The sequence below is a fragment of the Paenibacillus sedimenti genome (assembly GCF_014534655.1).
GTDB classification, from domain to species: domain Bacteria; phylum Bacillota; class Bacilli; order Paenibacillales; family NBRC-103111; genus Paenibacillus_E; species Paenibacillus_E sedimenti.
In genome coordinates this window covers 664,330-679,220 of sequence record NZ_JACVVD010000002.1, presented here as the reverse complement: position 1 = coordinate 679,220, position 14,891 = coordinate 664,330, and the positions used below count along the sequence as shown (strand labels likewise).

At 49.2% G+C, this 14,891-nt stretch carries 11 protein-coding genes; 2 read left to right on the top strand and 9 right to left on the bottom strand.

What is annotated here, in order from left to right:
• Positions 1-133 precede the first annotated feature (133 nt).
• The 4 genes from ICC18_RS07735 to ICC18_RS07720 all read right to left on the bottom strand — a co-directional run bounded on the left by ICC18_RS07735 (position 134) and on the right by ICC18_RS07720 (position 4,494).
• A complete protein-coding gene (locus tag ICC18_RS07735) occupies positions 134-1,621 on the bottom strand; it encodes a sugar ABC transporter ATP-binding protein (RefSeq protein ID WP_188173779.1) in 1,488 nt (495 codons plus the stop codon).
• Positions 1,622-1,673: 52 nt separating this feature from the next.
• Positions 1,674-2,447: a DeoR/GlpR family DNA-binding transcription regulator gene (locus tag ICC18_RS07730; protein WP_188173778.1), complete on the bottom strand. Its 774-nt coding sequence runs from the start codon at positions 2,445-2,447 to the stop codon at positions 1,674-1,676.
• A 197-nt stretch (positions 2,448-2,644) separates the two neighbouring features.
• Positions 2,645-2,956 (bottom strand): L-rhamnose mutarotase, encoded by a 312-nt coding sequence (locus ICC18_RS07725; protein WP_188173777.1) that lies wholly within the window; start codon positions 2,954-2,956, stop codon positions 2,645-2,647.
• A 38-nt stretch (positions 2,957-2,994) separates the two neighbouring features.
• Positions 2,995-4,494, bottom strand: a complete 1,500-nt coding sequence (locus tag ICC18_RS07720; RefSeq protein WP_188173776.1) for an L-fucose/L-arabinose isomerase family protein — start codon at positions 4,492-4,494, stop codon at positions 2,995-2,997.
• Positions 4,495-4,628: 134 nt separating this feature from the next.
• Between ICC18_RS07720 and ICC18_RS07715 the strand changes: the two genes are divergently transcribed.
• Positions 4,629-5,510: an AraC family transcriptional regulator gene (locus ICC18_RS07715; protein ID WP_188173775.1), complete on the top strand. Its 882-nt coding sequence runs from the start codon at positions 4,629-4,631 to the stop codon at positions 5,508-5,510.
• Positions 5,511-5,586: 76 nt separating this feature from the next.
• Here the strand turns inward: ICC18_RS07715 and ICC18_RS07710 are convergent, their stop codons facing one another.
• The gene (locus ICC18_RS07710) at positions 5,587-7,401 is read right to left on the bottom strand and encodes a PAS domain S-box protein (RefSeq protein WP_188173774.1); all 1,815 of its coding nucleotides are present in this window, start codon (positions 7,399-7,401) and stop codon (positions 5,587-5,589) included.
• 284 nt (positions 7,402-7,685) lie between these two features.
• On the opposite strand from ICC18_RS07710, the gene ICC18_RS07705 reads away from it, so the two are divergent.
• Complete coding sequence (locus ICC18_RS07705) at positions 7,686-8,702, top strand: LacI family DNA-binding transcriptional regulator (RefSeq protein ID WP_188173773.1); 1,017 nt, start codon at positions 7,686-7,688, stop codon at positions 8,700-8,702.
• A gap of 67 nt (positions 8,703-8,769) precedes the next feature.
• On the opposite strand, the gene nasC is transcribed toward ICC18_RS07705, so the two are convergent.
• The 4 genes from nasC to nirD all read right to left on the bottom strand — a co-directional run bounded on the left by nasC (position 8,770) and on the right by nirD (position 14,888).
• Positions 8,770-10,905 (bottom strand): assimilatory nitrate reductase catalytic subunit NasC, encoded by a 2,136-nt coding sequence (nasC, locus tag ICC18_RS07700; RefSeq protein WP_223192384.1) that lies wholly within the window; start codon positions 10,903-10,905, stop codon positions 8,770-8,772.
• A 9-nt stretch (positions 10,906-10,914) separates the two neighbouring features.
• Entirely contained in the window at positions 10,915-13,296 is a 2,382-nt protein-coding gene (nirB, locus tag ICC18_RS07695; RefSeq protein WP_188173772.1) for a nitrite reductase large subunit NirB, read from the bottom strand.
• Between the two features lie 62 nt (positions 13,297-13,358).
• Complete coding sequence (locus ICC18_RS07690; protein WP_188173771.1) at positions 13,359-14,534, bottom strand: MFS transporter; 1,176 nt, start codon at positions 14,532-14,534, stop codon at positions 13,359-13,361.
• An 18-nt stretch (positions 14,535-14,552) separates the two neighbouring features.
• Positions 14,553-14,888: a nitrite reductase small subunit NirD gene (gene nirD, locus ICC18_RS07685; RefSeq protein ID WP_188173770.1), complete on the bottom strand. Its 336-nt coding sequence runs from the start codon at positions 14,886-14,888 to the stop codon at positions 14,553-14,555.
• Between the last annotated feature and the right edge of the window lie 3 nt (positions 14,889-14,891).

Here is a 14,891-nt window from a genome sequence, read left to right as displayed (position 1 = left end):
TATACCACACCGAACCAAATAAGTCTATGATTTTATTTTCTTTTATTTATTTTTATGTTCGTTTATGATCATTATCCGTATACATAAAAAAGCCTCATAGACAATAGATCTATGAGGCTTCGGAGTCTCTCGCCTATTTGCCCCCCGAGGCGTAGTACAGAATCTGCTCCTGCGTCGCCTCTTCTCTCTGAAACATTTTCCGGATCTCGCCGTTATACATGACGGCAATCCGGTCGGACATCCCCATAATTTCCGATAAATCGGATGAAATCATAATGATGGAAGCGCCGGACAAGACCAGCTCATTCATCATGTTGTAAATGTCGATTTTCGAGCTGATATCGATACCCGCTGTCGGTTCGTCAATGATCAGCACTTTTGCGCCTGCAAACAGCCATTTTGCAAAAATCACTTTCTTTTGTTTGCCCCCGCTCAAATTACTGACATTCTCCGATTCACTGGATTCGATTTCCAAGCGTTCGATCAGATCTTGGGTCAACCCTCTCTCCTTCTCCGCACTTAGAAAGCCAAAACTGGAGACTCGTTCCAGATTCGTAAGCGTAATATTTTCCCCGATTGACGAGTCGGTCAGAAGACCTTCTTCTGAATTAACGCCCGTCATATAACATAGTCCGTTCTTCTTCGCCATATGGGGGGTTATCGATGTATAGGTCTTGCCCTTCAGAACAATTTTCCCTTCGTAGGGTTCATTAATGCCGAACAGCACTTTCGCAAGCGTCCGTCTCCCGGAGCCGCTCAGCCCGGTCAAACCGATAATCTCTCCTCGTTTAACATCGAGATTAATGTTGCGAATACGCCCGTAATACGACACATCTTCCAAGCGCAGCACTTCTGTTCCTAACTTCACCTTCAACTTCGGGAACCGGTCCTCCAGTTCTTTACCGGCCATCACTTTGACAATATCATTAAGCTCCATTTCATCGACGTTGCACGTCTGAACGGACTCTCCATCCCGGATGACCGTCACCTGATCGGCGATTTGAATAATTTCTTCAATCCGATGGGATATGTAAATAATCGCAACGCCCCGCTTTTTCAAATCGCGGATCACTTTGAACAAGGTCTGGATTTCCTGCTCCGTCAAGGCCGCCGTCGGTTCATCCATGATAATGATTTTGGCGTTTTGCGATAAAGCTTTAATGATCTCAACAAACTTCTGCTGACCGGAGCTGAGCGATTTGACCGGCGTGCGGACATTAATGTTCAATCCGAAGTCACTCAAATATTTGCGGGTTTCACTGTATGCCCTATCCCAATCAATAAGCCGATTCCACTTCTTGATCGGTTCTCTTCGAATGAATACGTTTTCAGCGATGTCCAGATCTTGAAACAATCGGATCTCTTGATAGATCATTGCAATTCCCAGCTCCTGCGATTGCTTAGGATTCGAAATGAACACCTGCTCGCCGCCTATCAAAATCTCGCCTTCATCAGGCTTATACAAGCCTGCTAGCACCTTCATCAGTGTTGATTTTCCAGCTCCGTTCTCCCCGATCAATGCATGTACTTGACCTGCATCCGCGCAGAAATCGATGGCGTTCAGTACGACATTGTCATTGAACTGCTTGGTTATTCCTTTCATCTGTAAGAAGTTTTCCACCCTGCTTGCCCCTTTTCTTCTCTTTAGAATAAACGGTTAGAAAAACAGTGTCTTACTTAAACTCAAAGGTTGTATACAGCTTAACCGCCTGTTCGAAGTAGTATTTTTTGTAAGCACCGGGAATTTGGGTGTTCGTGATTACTTTTTTAGCCATCGTTAGGTCGCCAAGCCTTGCAAAGCCTTTTAAATTAAACTTCGAATAATCCGCTGCGATGATGATCTCGCTTGATATTTTCCCTACTTCCTGCAGGATCATAGCTTCATCATAATGACTTACCGTATAACCGGAATCAAACTGCGCGCCCTTTACGCCGATAAACGCTTTGTTCACATAGATGCCTCTTAACATTTGCAAAGCGAAGCCGCCAACCAGCATGGTGGATGAAGGAACCAAATCTCCACCGATCACAATCGTTTTCAGCCCTGAGGCGTCTTTAAGTTCAAGGCCGATCGCCAGATCGTTCGTTAGCACGGTCACCTTTTTATCTTTAATATTCCTGGCAATCTCCAGACATGTCGAACCTGCACCCAAAAAAATCGCTTCCCCGTCCTCAACCATTTGGGCCGCAATTTTGCCGATCATCCGTTTCTCTTCCGCATATTTCTGATCCGTATCAGCGGTTGTTGTTGGAAGCGAATTCAATTTATCATTCAACACGGCGCCGCCGTATGTTTTAACAAGAAAGCCCGTCTGCTCTAACTTATCAAGGTCTCTTCGAATCGTAACTTCCGTTACGGAGAATTTTTCACTAAGTTCGAACACATCAACACGTTTCTGTTGTAAGAGCAGCTCTTTAATTTTATTCAACCGTTCAATGGCAAACATGATAAAAACCCCTTATAGGATGGAAAGTACAAATATTGTCGATTGGGTTTATTATAGCATGTTTCTTTCGTTTATGTTTGTTCTCTTTTTAAATGCACACTCAATGTCCCCCAAAACAAAAAAGCTAACAATGCGCCATGGTGACGCAGCGTTAGCCGTTAGCTTTACATATAGTGATCGAGTTAGTTCTCTGAACGTTATTTCACGTAACTGTACGCCTCTTTAATGATCTTCACATTTTCACCGTTTTCCCAGGGCAAAAGCAAATCCGCCATGTAGGCTTGCCATTTGACATTGGCCGGATGATCGGCAAGCCGCTTCATAGCCTTTTCGAAATTATCCACCATCATATAAGCAAAAAGAGTACCTTCATGATAGTAAATGTGGTATCGATGAATGCCAGCTTGTCCGAAAGCTTGCTCAAGCTCAGGATACACATGTTCATGACGTTTCATATACGCTTCTTCGTCCAAAGGATCAATTCGCAATACAAATGAAATATGTTCCAAATTTGTTCATCTCCATTTCGTATTCTGGTTCGGTATGGCTATAAAGTCACATGTTTACAATATAACAATTCACCAACCTTTTTGAACAAAGAAGCGTTATGGCCGATCGACATCGCACAGTGATGTGTAGGCGCCTCTTGGAACCATTGCTCCATATAAGCGTCGGGATCCTTACGGAAGCGCACGGGTGTCTGCGTATTTCCTATTTGCATAATGGGTCCGTTCGTAGATTCCCCTTCGCTGATGATCAGCTTGAGTCGGCCATCGCCGGTTTGGGTTACATTCAGTGTTGTAATCGGGCCTGATTTCACCTTCGCCTCAACGGAAATGCCCGTGCCTTGCTTGCCGTGATACAGTCCCATGCCTCGCAGAATCGGCTTCCCATCGGAAATCGCGATATGGAAAGGACCATCGTGACCTAGAAGGATCGTTTGATCTTCATAGTCGACGACCACTATTTCCGAGTAACTTCCGCCTGTTCCCAAAATATCGCAAATTTTCATGGCCACAGCGGTTTTTAGATCGCCTTCACCCGCACACGGAATGCCGCGAGCCGTTAAAAGCGAATGTCCTAAAATAAACCCGCTCTGCAGCTTTTCGTATGCTCCGCCCGGCGCTCCATGATAATAATAGCTGAGAGCATCCAAATCATAAGCCTTCACCAGCTTTTCCTGTGCTACAGCTACTTGGCAAGCCCACCGCATTTGCTCCTCTGTCGGTCTTTTGGCTATAGGGTCTGAAGGCGAATCTCCGCTGATTTCAAAAATATGCTGTGTTTCCTCAAGCTTCCCGCGAATTTCCAACTCGGTAACCGTGGCTAGCATGCGATCCAAGTCACACATCTCCAGCACCTCAACATGAACGCCCGTTTGCGCTTGAATCATCGTGAAATCACTATACATGTCAAGCATACCGCTGTACGTGTTGCCTAGAAATCCGAATCGGGAATGACGAAGCGTCCGGATGACAGAAGCAGCTCGAATCCATTCCTGGATGTGTTTCCAGGCAAGAATCGATTCAGGCCGCTTAGCTGTATTTTCGTTCGTTAACGAAATCGCAGGCGTATAATCCAATCCCAGAAGTCCATTGATAACGCGAAAAGGGATACCGGCTCGATTGAACGCATTCGAGATTTCCGGTACCGGACAAGCGCCGCAGTGAGCTAACCACTCACCGGTCGTCGTCCGCTCATAGTCGATTCGGGTCGTTGGCTGCAGGTTCAAAATAATAACCGGCTTCGTACACAGTTGATGAACGGGCAGCACCGTAGAGCTCGTCGCATACGTAGCGGCGTGACAAAATATGAGATCTACATGATTCTCGTTAAACCATTCCCCGGCACGTCGTCCCTTGCTCTCATTGTCGACCAAACCGAAATTGAATACATCCCCGAACGCCGACATTTGCCGCTCCAAAAACGCACCATATTCAGTCAATCTTTCCCGCAGGCCGGGAAATTGATTCCAATACGCTTCCAATCCAATCGAATAAAGGCCAATGCGGGCACGCTTTGCAGGTTTAATCGGTGATAATAACATGAGTCAAAACCTTCTTTCTATGAGGATCATGAATCCGGATAGCACCGATTGTACACGTTTACAAATCGGAAAACATCACATAATATTGAGATAAAATACGACTATCTTGCTGTTCATCAATTGAGGTGATTTCTATGCGTAAATACCCGCTGCTGGTTGAGTGGGATCTCGACCCGAAATCCGTAAATATCGAAGTTACGCCAAGTCTGTTAGCGCAGTCGATGTTTTTTTACGTCCAGGCGGTTGGACATTTTTACGCGAACGGCAATTACTATACAGACCGCGAGCAATATCATTCCTTTTTATTGTTACTGACCAAAACGGGATCCGGACAGCTGCACTATCGCGGCAAGGGCTACAAACTTTCACCAAATAGCATTTTCTTGATCGATTGCAAGGAACGGCACGTTTACCAAACCGGTACACCGGGGCAATGGGAGACGGTATGGCTTCATTTTAACGGCGGGACCAGTCAAAGCTATTTTGAACTCATTTCCAAAAACGCCGGCGGTCCGATTCATGAACTTAACGAAGACTCGCCGCTGCCTTCGCTGTTCGATCAACTGCTCCAAGCACATGGTCGCCGTAGTATTCATACCGACATCCTGAGCTCCAAGTGGATTTTGGAAATACTGACCGAACTGCTGCTCCAAAGTATTCATAGACATTCGGAAGAGCATACAGCGCTGTTTCCTCCGTATATTCTCGAAATCATGAATGAAATGGAACGAAATTGCAGCAAAAAAATTACCTTGGATGATTTGGCCGAATACCATAACTTCAATAAGTACCATTTGGCTCGGGAATTCAAAAAATACACCGGGTATTCGCCGAACGAATATTTGACTAACGTTCGATTGTCGCTAGCTAAAGACATGCTGAAATATTCGCGATTAAGCATTGGACAGATTGCCGAACATGCCGGCTATAATCAAACCAGCTTTTTCATTAAAACATTTAAACAAAGAGAGGGGATGACGCCGTTAGATTTTCGGAAAAGCTGGCGGCAGCCCTGACATCCATATAAATCTGACTTGAAAAGGCCCATGAATCGAAGTGATAACCATTTCGACTCATGGACCTTTTTTTGCTTCATACCTCCTTACGGACGCATGGCAGCTTTATGGTGAAAGCAGCTCCTTCATTCTGCATGTTCGCTATAGTGATACTTCCTCCATGATTTTGAACGATGTTGTAGCTCACCACAAGCCCCAGGCCTGTGCCATTCGGTTTGGTCGTGTAAAAGGGCTGCCCGATCCTGTTCATCAGCTCAATGGGAATGCCCGGTCCCTGATCTATGATGGTAATCTGGATTTCATCCCCTTCAAGATCTGCAACAATCTTTATTTGTCCGCCAGCAGGCATGGCTTCAATGGCATTTTTGAGCAAATTAATGAAAACTTGTTTCAGTTGATTGGCATCACACATAACGGGTAACGGTGCCACCTTGTAGTCGCGTATGATTTGCACGTTACTCATGATTCCCTGAGTCTCAAGGAGAGGGCATACTTGGTTCAAAAGCTCGCATACATCCTCTGCCATAGAAGACTTGAGACTCGGTTTCGCTAAGAGCAAGAGCTCACTAGTAATCGAATCGATGCGTTCCACTTCTGATTTGATGATGTCAAAGTAATGATGCGCCTCAGGATACCTGGTTTGCATCAGTTGTACGAACCCATTAATGGCGGTCAATGGATTACGGATTTCATGGGCGATGCCGGCAGCCAGTTGTCCTACAGCATTCAATTTATCGGATACGCGCATCAGCTCTTCCGTCTTGACGCGTTCGGTCACGTCGCGAATCAGTACATGGATGGCCGGCTCCTGTTCATAGACAGCAGGAATGCGTGTCACTTCCACATCGATGATTTTGCCGTCCAAACGTTTAAATTTCTGCAGCTCACTGCGGTGGATTTCTCCTTGAAGCACCTGACTGATTTTCAATTGGATATGTTCATATTCATCAGCTTGATGAAACTCAAACACAGACCGGCCGATCACTTGCTCATCCCGTTCTGCGCCAAGAAGCAGTAAGCCTGCCGGATTGCTGTATACCCATACGCCTTGCTTCAAGATCATAAAAGCATCCGGCCAGTTGGCAAGCAGCTGCTTATACGATTCCTCCTGCTCTTTAGCCTGAAGCCACAGTGCCTTCTGCAGCGTGATATCACGAAAGATGGCTGCCAGCATGATGACATTCTCTTGCGCGCTGCGAATAGGCGAAAGCGACATACTCGTCTCCAGGAGCGTTCCGTCCTTACACATTTTCACCATTTCCATATTGTGAATGATTTCACCACTAACTACTTTTCGAATAATCTCTTGCACATTCTGCAATCTGTCAGGTGGGGTAATGGGTAATTGGACACCCAATACATCGTGCTCTTGCCAGCCAAACATGTGCGTGAAAGCTTCATTGATTTTCATTACATGACCTTCTAAATCATAGATCACAATGGCATCCGAGGAGTTATGAATTAGAGATTCATATTTCTCTTTAGTTGCCCTCAGTTCTTCCTCTTGTCGCTTTAATTGCGTAATATCCTGAATAAATCCTACATAATATGGCTGTTCCGGGGATCCATCACTGCTTGTTTTTTTTAATCCCTGAACAAGTCCCCATATGACGTGACCTTCTTTGTGCAAATACCGTTTTTCCAATTTAAAGGTACTGGAAGAATGCTCGATAGCGGAAACACGGTTCTGACTTAACTCCCTATCATCCGGATGCGTAAAATCGTGTACGTTCATCTGCAACAGTTCCGCTTCTGTATACCCAATAAATTCGCAAAAAATTGGATTTACTCTCTTGATCAGACCATCCTTCCCAATCATCACAACTCCGATTGGCACATATTCAATTAGGGGTAACAGCGGATCATTAACAGGGTTTCCTATAGTCGTCATCTTGGTTCATTCCACCCTACCCTACTAGGATATTCTAAAAAAAACCTTAATGGAAGCGTTTACCAGTCGCAATGTTAATTGAAACGTTCAAATACATAGTCAGTATATAATGCGAGCGTTAACTTGGCTATAACATCCGAAATCATGCAAAACTTAAAGAAAGTTAAATGGAAAAAACAAGAAAATTGATTTAAGATATCCAAAACAATTTGCATGCTTCTGTGGTAAGATGGTATATAATCGGCAGTGAACATTATAGGCTTATAGGAGTGGGGATTGGCGCCATGAAAATAACCATCAACGACATAGCCAAGGCAGCAAATGTTGCGAAGTCAACCGTATCTAAGGTGCTGAATGACGCTCCGAGCATATCGGAGGAAACGAAGCGCAGAGTACGTCAGGTTATGAGTGAAATGAACTATACCCCCAGCAGTATTGCTACGCAGCTTGCGCGTAAGAGCAGCTTTAATGTCGGCTTGCTTGTAGACATGTCTAGACGTGACGATTTTCTCAATTACTTTTTTTATAACATTATCGGTGGCGTAGAAAGTGTTATAGGTCCGCTAGGCTACGAGTTGACGATTTGCAATTATCATTCGCATGATAACCTTCAATTGATGAATCGGTTTGTTTTCAATAAACGGGTAGATGGCTTCATTTTGGACAACTCCTTACTAACGAAACAGATGGCGGTAACATTTAATGAAGCCGGTTTCCCTTTTATCTCCATCGGCGAATTGCCTGGCTTCACCGATATGAGCTGGGTCGATATCGACAATCAGAGAGGCGGTGAGCTGATTACCGAGCATCTGATCTTCCAAGGCTATGGTCGCTGCGCTTTCGTTGGCGGAGAGGCCAATGAGCCTATTTTCAGCAAACGACTAACAGGCTTTACAGAGGCTCTTGCGAAATATGGCAAGCCTTTCGTGAATGAATATATTAAACCGGGCTATGCGAACGAAGTGAACGGCTATAAATTGATGAGAGAATTGCTTTCCCTCGAAACGCCTCCTAATGCGGTTGTTTGTATTAACAACTACACGGCATTCGGCGCTTTGAAGGCGATTCACGAACATAAATTGAAGGTGCCGGACGAAATCGGCATCGTTACCTTTGATCAGTTCCCGCTTGCTGCTTACACCTCACCACCTCTCACCTCGCTTAATATTGACACGTTCGAGCTCGGTGTGACCGCTGCAACGATGCTGATGCAGCGCATCCACGGCATGGAACGCTCATGGGAGACAAAGCGGATGCAGCCGCAATTGATAATACGTGAGTCGACGCGCAGGAAGTCATAGTAATGAATAATGGATAGAGTGGTCAGAATGATTCTGCCTCTCTATCCATTTTTTTAAGGCCATAATATTAGGCGTATTCCGTAACTAACGGGCTTACGTTTACTGCACACACCTTAAAACCAGGCATTCTACAGGTCGGATCAAGCGCGTCATGCGTAATTTTATTGACGTTTTGAGTATCGCCCCAATGCATCGGCACGAATACCGTATCCTCACGGATATCACTGCTGAACCGGCTGCGTACGTAGATGACGCCTCGTTTGGATTCCAGCTTCACAAGGGTGGCATCTTCAATGCGATACTTTTTAGCTGTTCGCGGATGAATTTCCATGAACGACTCCACATCACGCGCAGCCAAAGAATGGCTTCTTCTTGTCTGCACGCCGGTCAGATAGTGCGTAAGCACACGACCGGTAGTCAGGTACAATGGATACTCATCGCTGACCAGTTCCTTCGGCAGATGGTTCTCCACAGGAGTCAACAGCGCTTTGCCTTCCGGGAGCGGAAATGAAGATTCAAACAAGCGCTTGGCGCCGGGATGCTCCGGCTCCGGACAAGGCCAGTATACGCCCTCTTCCTTCCGCAAACGGTCATAGGTGATGCCATAGTAGTCCGCTACACCACCACGGCTAGCCAACCGGAGTTCGTTAAAGATGTCTTCTACGCTTGCGAAGTTGAAGAATGAACCTCTGCCTAATCTGTCGGCCAAATCGCAAAGGATCTGCCAATCATGCTTTGATTCGCCCGGCGCAGGACGGCCGGCTTCCCTCAGCAGCACACGTCCTTCGAGGTTCGTCAGCGTCCCCGCATTCTCGAGATATGCGGACACAGGCAAAATCAGGTCTGCGAGCTGCGCAGTCTCCGACATGAGGAAGTCGGCGACTACGAGAAAATCGAGCTTCTTCAGGCCTTCTTCCACGAAGTTGGCATTCGGGTTGGAGACGATCGGATTGGAGCCCATGACGAACAAAGCGCGAATCTCCTGCTCGTAAACTTTTTCCATCATCTCATAGGCAGAGACGCCTTTGCTAGGAAGCTCGCTGGGATCAATTCCCCACACGCCGGCGACATAAGCGCGGTCTTCAGGATTCTCGATAAGACGGTAGCCCGGGAGCTGGTCGGCCTTCTGCCCGTGCTCTCTTCCGCCCTGACCGTTTCCTTGACCAGTGACAGCACCGTAGCCGCAGCCGGGCTTGCCGATTTTACCCGTTAGCAAAACGAGGTTCAAGAAATTGCGGACCGCCATATGCCCGTCGGTCTGCTGCTCTACGCCTCTTGCCGTGAATACCATGCCGGTTGCCGCTTTGCCGTAAGCCAGCGCAGCTTTGCGGATCAGTTCGGCGGATACGCCGGTTAACTCGGCAATCTCCTTCAGGTCGAGCGCATTCAGATGCGCTTTCAGTTCTGCGAAACCTTTGGTGCGCTGCTGAACGAAGGCCTCATCTATCAGACCTTCATCAAGCAGAACCTTCAGCATCCCATTGGCCAAGGTCGCATCCATGCCCGGCTTCACTCTCAGATGAAGATCCGCGATACGAGTCGTACCGGTTTCCCTCGGGTCGATTGCAATGATATAGGAGCCCTTCTCCTTCGCTCTTGTAAAATAAGGCGTGAGCGTCGGCTGGCACTCCGCTATATTCGTCCCGGCCAATATGATGCAGTCGGCCAATTCAATATCCGAAAGCTGATTCGTCAAACCGCGGTCGATGCCAAACACTTTTACTCCTGCCGAAGCCGCAGCCGACATGCAAAATCTTCCGTTATAATCAATGTACTTCGTCTGCAGCGCAACGCGCGCAAATTTGCCCAGCAAATAGGCGGATTCATTCGTCAGTGAACCGCCGCCGTAAAGTCCGACCGTATGATTGCCATACGCCCCGCGAAGCTCAGCAAACTTGCTTACCATAAGCTCATACGCGTCCTCCCACGATATACGGATGAACTGCCCCTCCTTCTTTACCATCGGATGGAGGATCCGTTCGCCTGTCAACACGTGCTGGTAAGCGTTCATGCCTTTTATGCAAAGACGTCCTTCCGAAGCGAGATTCGGCTTGGGAACAACCGTATAGACCGGGCGCCCCCCATCAGCGCCCTGATCTTCAATAACCTGCATCTTGCACTGTACGCTGCAAAATGGACACTGTGTATCCATCACGCGAAGAGAACTGCTGCCAGCTTGTTCTTGCTCTACTAATCGACTCATACGCTCAGCTCACCTTATCAAAGCAGCCGGAGGCTGCGGATTTACTTGCTGATGTTCGGAAAACTGCTGTTCGAGGTTCATTCTTGCAATCAGCTCCGCGCGGAACAGGAGATCAAATAATCCTTCCCGCAGCTGTGTAATGCCTATGCGCTCTATCCACTGTGCTGTCGTTTCGCCGTAGTTCGCCTCTTCACGGTACCACTGCAGGTATGCTGCCGACAGCTCCAGTACCGCTTCTTCCGAAGGCTCCATGCACAGCAGCTCTCCCTTGCGGAGCTTCATGCCACTGCTGCCGCCAACGTAGATCTCCCAGCCGCCTGGCGCGCCGACTATGCCAAGATCCTTGGCAAGCGTCCCAGCGCGGTGCAGAGGGCTTGCGGAGACAGCAACGCTAACCGCAGCAGGCATTTGCAGGCGCTCCAATCTGCGTTCGAGGCTGGCGCCCAGCCGGACGGAATCCTGCAGAGCGCCGCGATCGTAGACGATTCCTGCGCAAGTTGCCACGGAATCGATGGTTTTGCCAAAAGCCGGCGACGCTGCCGGCTGTCCGAGCTCCGCACCGACGGAGTCCACCCGATCTGCATCGATGCCCAGCAGATCCAGATGCGCGCCGCCGGTGAGCTTCACAAGCGGAATGTCGTACTTGTCGACCACATCCGCAATTTGTCTCAGCTGTCCGGCGCTCGTCACGCCGCCGTACATGCGGGGCGTGACGGCATACGTGCCGTCCGCGAGCAGGCTCGCCGCCGGAGCCGGCTGCGCAGCCGCTCCGGCATTCGCGTCGGCAGCCGCAGCGCTCAGCGCCTGGCCGACGTAATACTGCAAGGCCGGACGGCACACTGCACAGCCGTCCGCCTTGCTCCAGCCCAGCGCGCTCATCGCCTCGCGCGCTGAAGCAAATCCTGCGCCGCGCACCGCTGCGCGCAGCTCGTCATGGCTGTGCGCCGTGCAGCCGCACACCGTCTCCTTCGGCGCAGCCGGCGCGTCCTTGCTCTTTAGCGCCAGCTGCAGCAGCGACGCCACAAGCGGCTTGCAACCGCCGCACGTGCTCGACGCCCGCGTGCACGCGCGAACGTCGTCGACGCTTTCGCATCCGTTCTCGCGAACCGCGTCGAGAATCGCGCCCTTCGTCACGCCGTTGCAGGAGCACACGGTCGCGTTAGGGGATAGCGAGTCCGCATAAGCCTCATCCGCTCCGCCGCCCGTTGCCGCCGCTTCCTCCAACACGGATACGTCTGCATTCTGTTTAATATAACCGAGCAGCTTATTGCCTTCGCTGCTGTCTCCGAACAATACCGCTCCAACGATTTTGTTGTCGCGAACGGCAATTTTTTTATACGTGTTGCGAATTCCGTCGATCGCTTTAACCGAAGTGGTAATCTCGGCATCGCGGATCTCCCCGGCAGAGAACACTTCTACGCCGGATACTTTCAACTGCGAGTACAAGATCGATCCCGGATAGCCTTCGGTTTCAGCGCCGCAAATCCGCTTCGCCAGCACTTTGCCCTGCTCATATAACGGCGCTACGAGTCCGTATACCATTCCGCGGTGCTCCGCGCATTCTCCGACCGCATAAACACCGGGCACATTCGTTTCCATATAATCATTTACAACGATCGCCCGATTCGTCTCTATGCCGCTATCCGCCGCAAGCTTAATGTTCGGACGCACACCAACCGCTATGACGACCAGATCGGCCTCTACTTTGCTTCCGTCCTTGAACAGGAGTCCTTCCACCCGTTTTTTGCCGATAATTTTTTCCGTCTGTTTTTCAAGCAGGAAGCGCATGCCCTGCTTTTCCAGCTCTTTGCGCAGCATACCTGCTGACGTCGGGGTCAGTTGACGCTCCATCAAATAATTGAAAATATGCACCACATGAACTTCCATGCCCAAGTTGAGCAAACCGCGGGCCGCTTCCAGACCGAGCAGTCCGCCGCCGATCACGACGGCTTTCTTGTACGATTTGGAAGCTTCCAGCATTTTGTTGCAATCGCTGATGTCCCGGAAGGCCGTCACACCCGGCTTATCGGCCCCCGGCAGCGGAAGCATGAACGGCAAAGAACCGGTTGCGAGAATTAACTGGTCGTACTCGACAGCAACCCCTTTTTCGCTCGTTACCCTGCGCTTTGCCGTATCGATGCTAACGACCGGATCTCCCGCATAGAGCGTAATGTTATTGTCTTTGTACCACTGCCAGTCGTTGATGGTAATGTCATTCACCGTCGTGTCGCCCTGAAGCACCTTGGACAGCATGATGCGGTTATAGTTCGGGTGCGGCTCGCCACCGAAAATCGTAATTTCAAAGCGGCCTGGAGCAAGCGCCAGAATTTCTTCTATGCAGCGCACACCGGCCATACCGTTACCGATTAAGACAAGTTTTTGTTTCCCCATGTATGCCTAACCTCCACATTCCCCTGCTGAAATTCCGTTCCCGCTCCGGATCATCCGCTTACTCAAGCCGCGGCGCTTTGTTTGGCTATCGCCATGCGCTTGGTCGCTTGGTTCAGCCAGAGACAAACACAGGCAAAAAGCATAAGCATAACGAACCCAAGCGTATAAGCGCCTGTTAAATCTTTAATAATGCCGAGTACGATCGGCGGGAAAAAACCGCCCACACCGCCTGCAGCTCCGACGATGCCTGTGACCGCTCCCGTATTGCCCGCAGAGACCTCGGGAACCATCTTGAACACGGCCCCGTTCCCCACTCCGAGTAAAGCTGCTGCCGCCAGACAGCTCACGCTGAATCCGGCAAATTGGTGCAAGGTCGCCGCCATGGCAAGCGATGTAATAATGATTCCGGCAAACACGGCCGTCAGAACCCTGCGCGAACCGATACGGTCGGCCATATATCCGCCTAACGGGCGAATGAGCGTGGCGATCAAGACAAATCCCGCCGTTTTCATGCCCGCGTCCGTCGCCGATAATTGAAATAAATCTTTAAGAAATGTCGGCAAGTACGCTCCGAAAGCAACGAAACCGCCGAAAGTCAGAAAATAAAAGATCGATAAATACCAAGTCGATCGTTCCTTCAGTACAATCATCGATTGCTTGAATGTCTTCACTTTGGCCGGCGGGGGCAAATCTCTCGTGCCGATCGAGAAAATTATGGTCACGATCACAATCATGATCGCCAGACTCCAAAACACCCATTGCAATCCATAGCTGTTAAATACAAAAGGCAATGTATAGCTCGCCGCAGCTCCGCCCAAGTTGCCCAGTCCCGCCAAACCAAGCACAAGCCCTTGCCTCTCCGGAGGGAACCATCTGGATACATAAGTCAGGGATATCGCAAACGTCGTCCCCGCCATCCCGATAAACACGGCACATAACAGCAGAAGCCAATAGGAATGGGCCCAACCGGCCAGAAACAGAGGAATCACAAGAAACAGCATCGTTGCAGCGAAGACTCTTTTACCGCCGAAACGATCCGTATAAATCCCCATCGGGATTCGCAGAACCGATCCGAGAAGAACCGGCGCGGCAATCAGTACGCTTTTTTGAATGGTACTAAGATGATACAGCTCCTGGATTTGTCCGGCAATCGGAGAAAACACGCTCCAGATGACGAACGAAGCCATCATAGCCATTGTCGATAACCCTAGCGCAAGGGCAGATCCATTTTGTCGCATCGCGTTCCTCTCCCCAGGCTAGGATGCCTTGATACATTCCTCTGCAATGTATAGATACATATCTCCGCTTGCATCATCGATCTCTACTTGAAAGCTCGTTACACAGCCTTCATCCGGAGCTTGAACAAGCCCGTCATGCAGATCGATTTTCCAATCGTGCAGCGGACAAAATACGTGATGATCGCACACGATTCCTTCGGAGAGCTTACCCGCTTTGTGCGGACAGCGATTCTCAATGGCCTTGATGGTACCGCCTGAAAGCTTGAATACGGCGATTTCCAGTGCCCCGATCCGGACAACCCTCGATCTTTTCTCCGCAATTTCCGAAATGTTGCCAACATGAACCCGTTTCATATG

What these genes read in the sequence shown, in the direction of transcription:
- ICC18_RS07730 (WP_188173778.1), bottom strand. Translation starts at nt 2,447, where the DNA reads ATGTTTGCCATTGAACGGTTGAATAAAATTAAAGAGCTGCTCTTACAA.
- ICC18_RS07720 (WP_188173776.1), bottom strand. Translation starts at nt 4,494, where the DNA reads ATGTTATTATCACCGATTAAACCTGCAAAGCGTGCCCGCATTGGCCTT.
- ICC18_RS07715 (WP_188173775.1), top strand. Translation starts at nt 4,629, where the DNA reads ATGCGTAAATACCCGCTGCTGGTTGAGTGGGATCTCGACCCGAAATCC.
- ICC18_RS07710 (WP_188173774.1), bottom strand. Translation starts at nt 7,401, where the DNA reads ATGACGACTATAGGAAACCCTGTTAATGATCCGCTGTTACCCCTAATT.
- ICC18_RS07705 (WP_188173773.1), top strand. Translation starts at nt 7,686, where the DNA reads ATGAAAATAACCATCAACGACATAGCCAAGGCAGCAAATGTTGCGAAG.
- nasC (WP_223192384.1), bottom strand. Translation starts at nt 10,905, where the DNA reads ATGAGTCGATTAGTAGAGCAAGAACAAGCTGGCAGCAGTTCTCTTCGC.
- nirB (WP_188173772.1), bottom strand. Translation starts at nt 13,296, where the DNA reads ATGGGGAAACAAAAACTTGTCTTAATCGGTAACGGTATGGCCGGTGTG.
- ICC18_RS07690 (WP_188173771.1), bottom strand. Translation starts at nt 14,534, where the DNA reads ATGCGACAAAATGGATCTGCCCTTGCGCTAGGGTTATCGACAATGGCT.
- nirD (WP_188173770.1), bottom strand. Translation starts at nt 14,888, where the DNA reads ATGAAACGGGTTCATGTTGGCAACATTTCGGAAATTGCGGAGAAAAGA.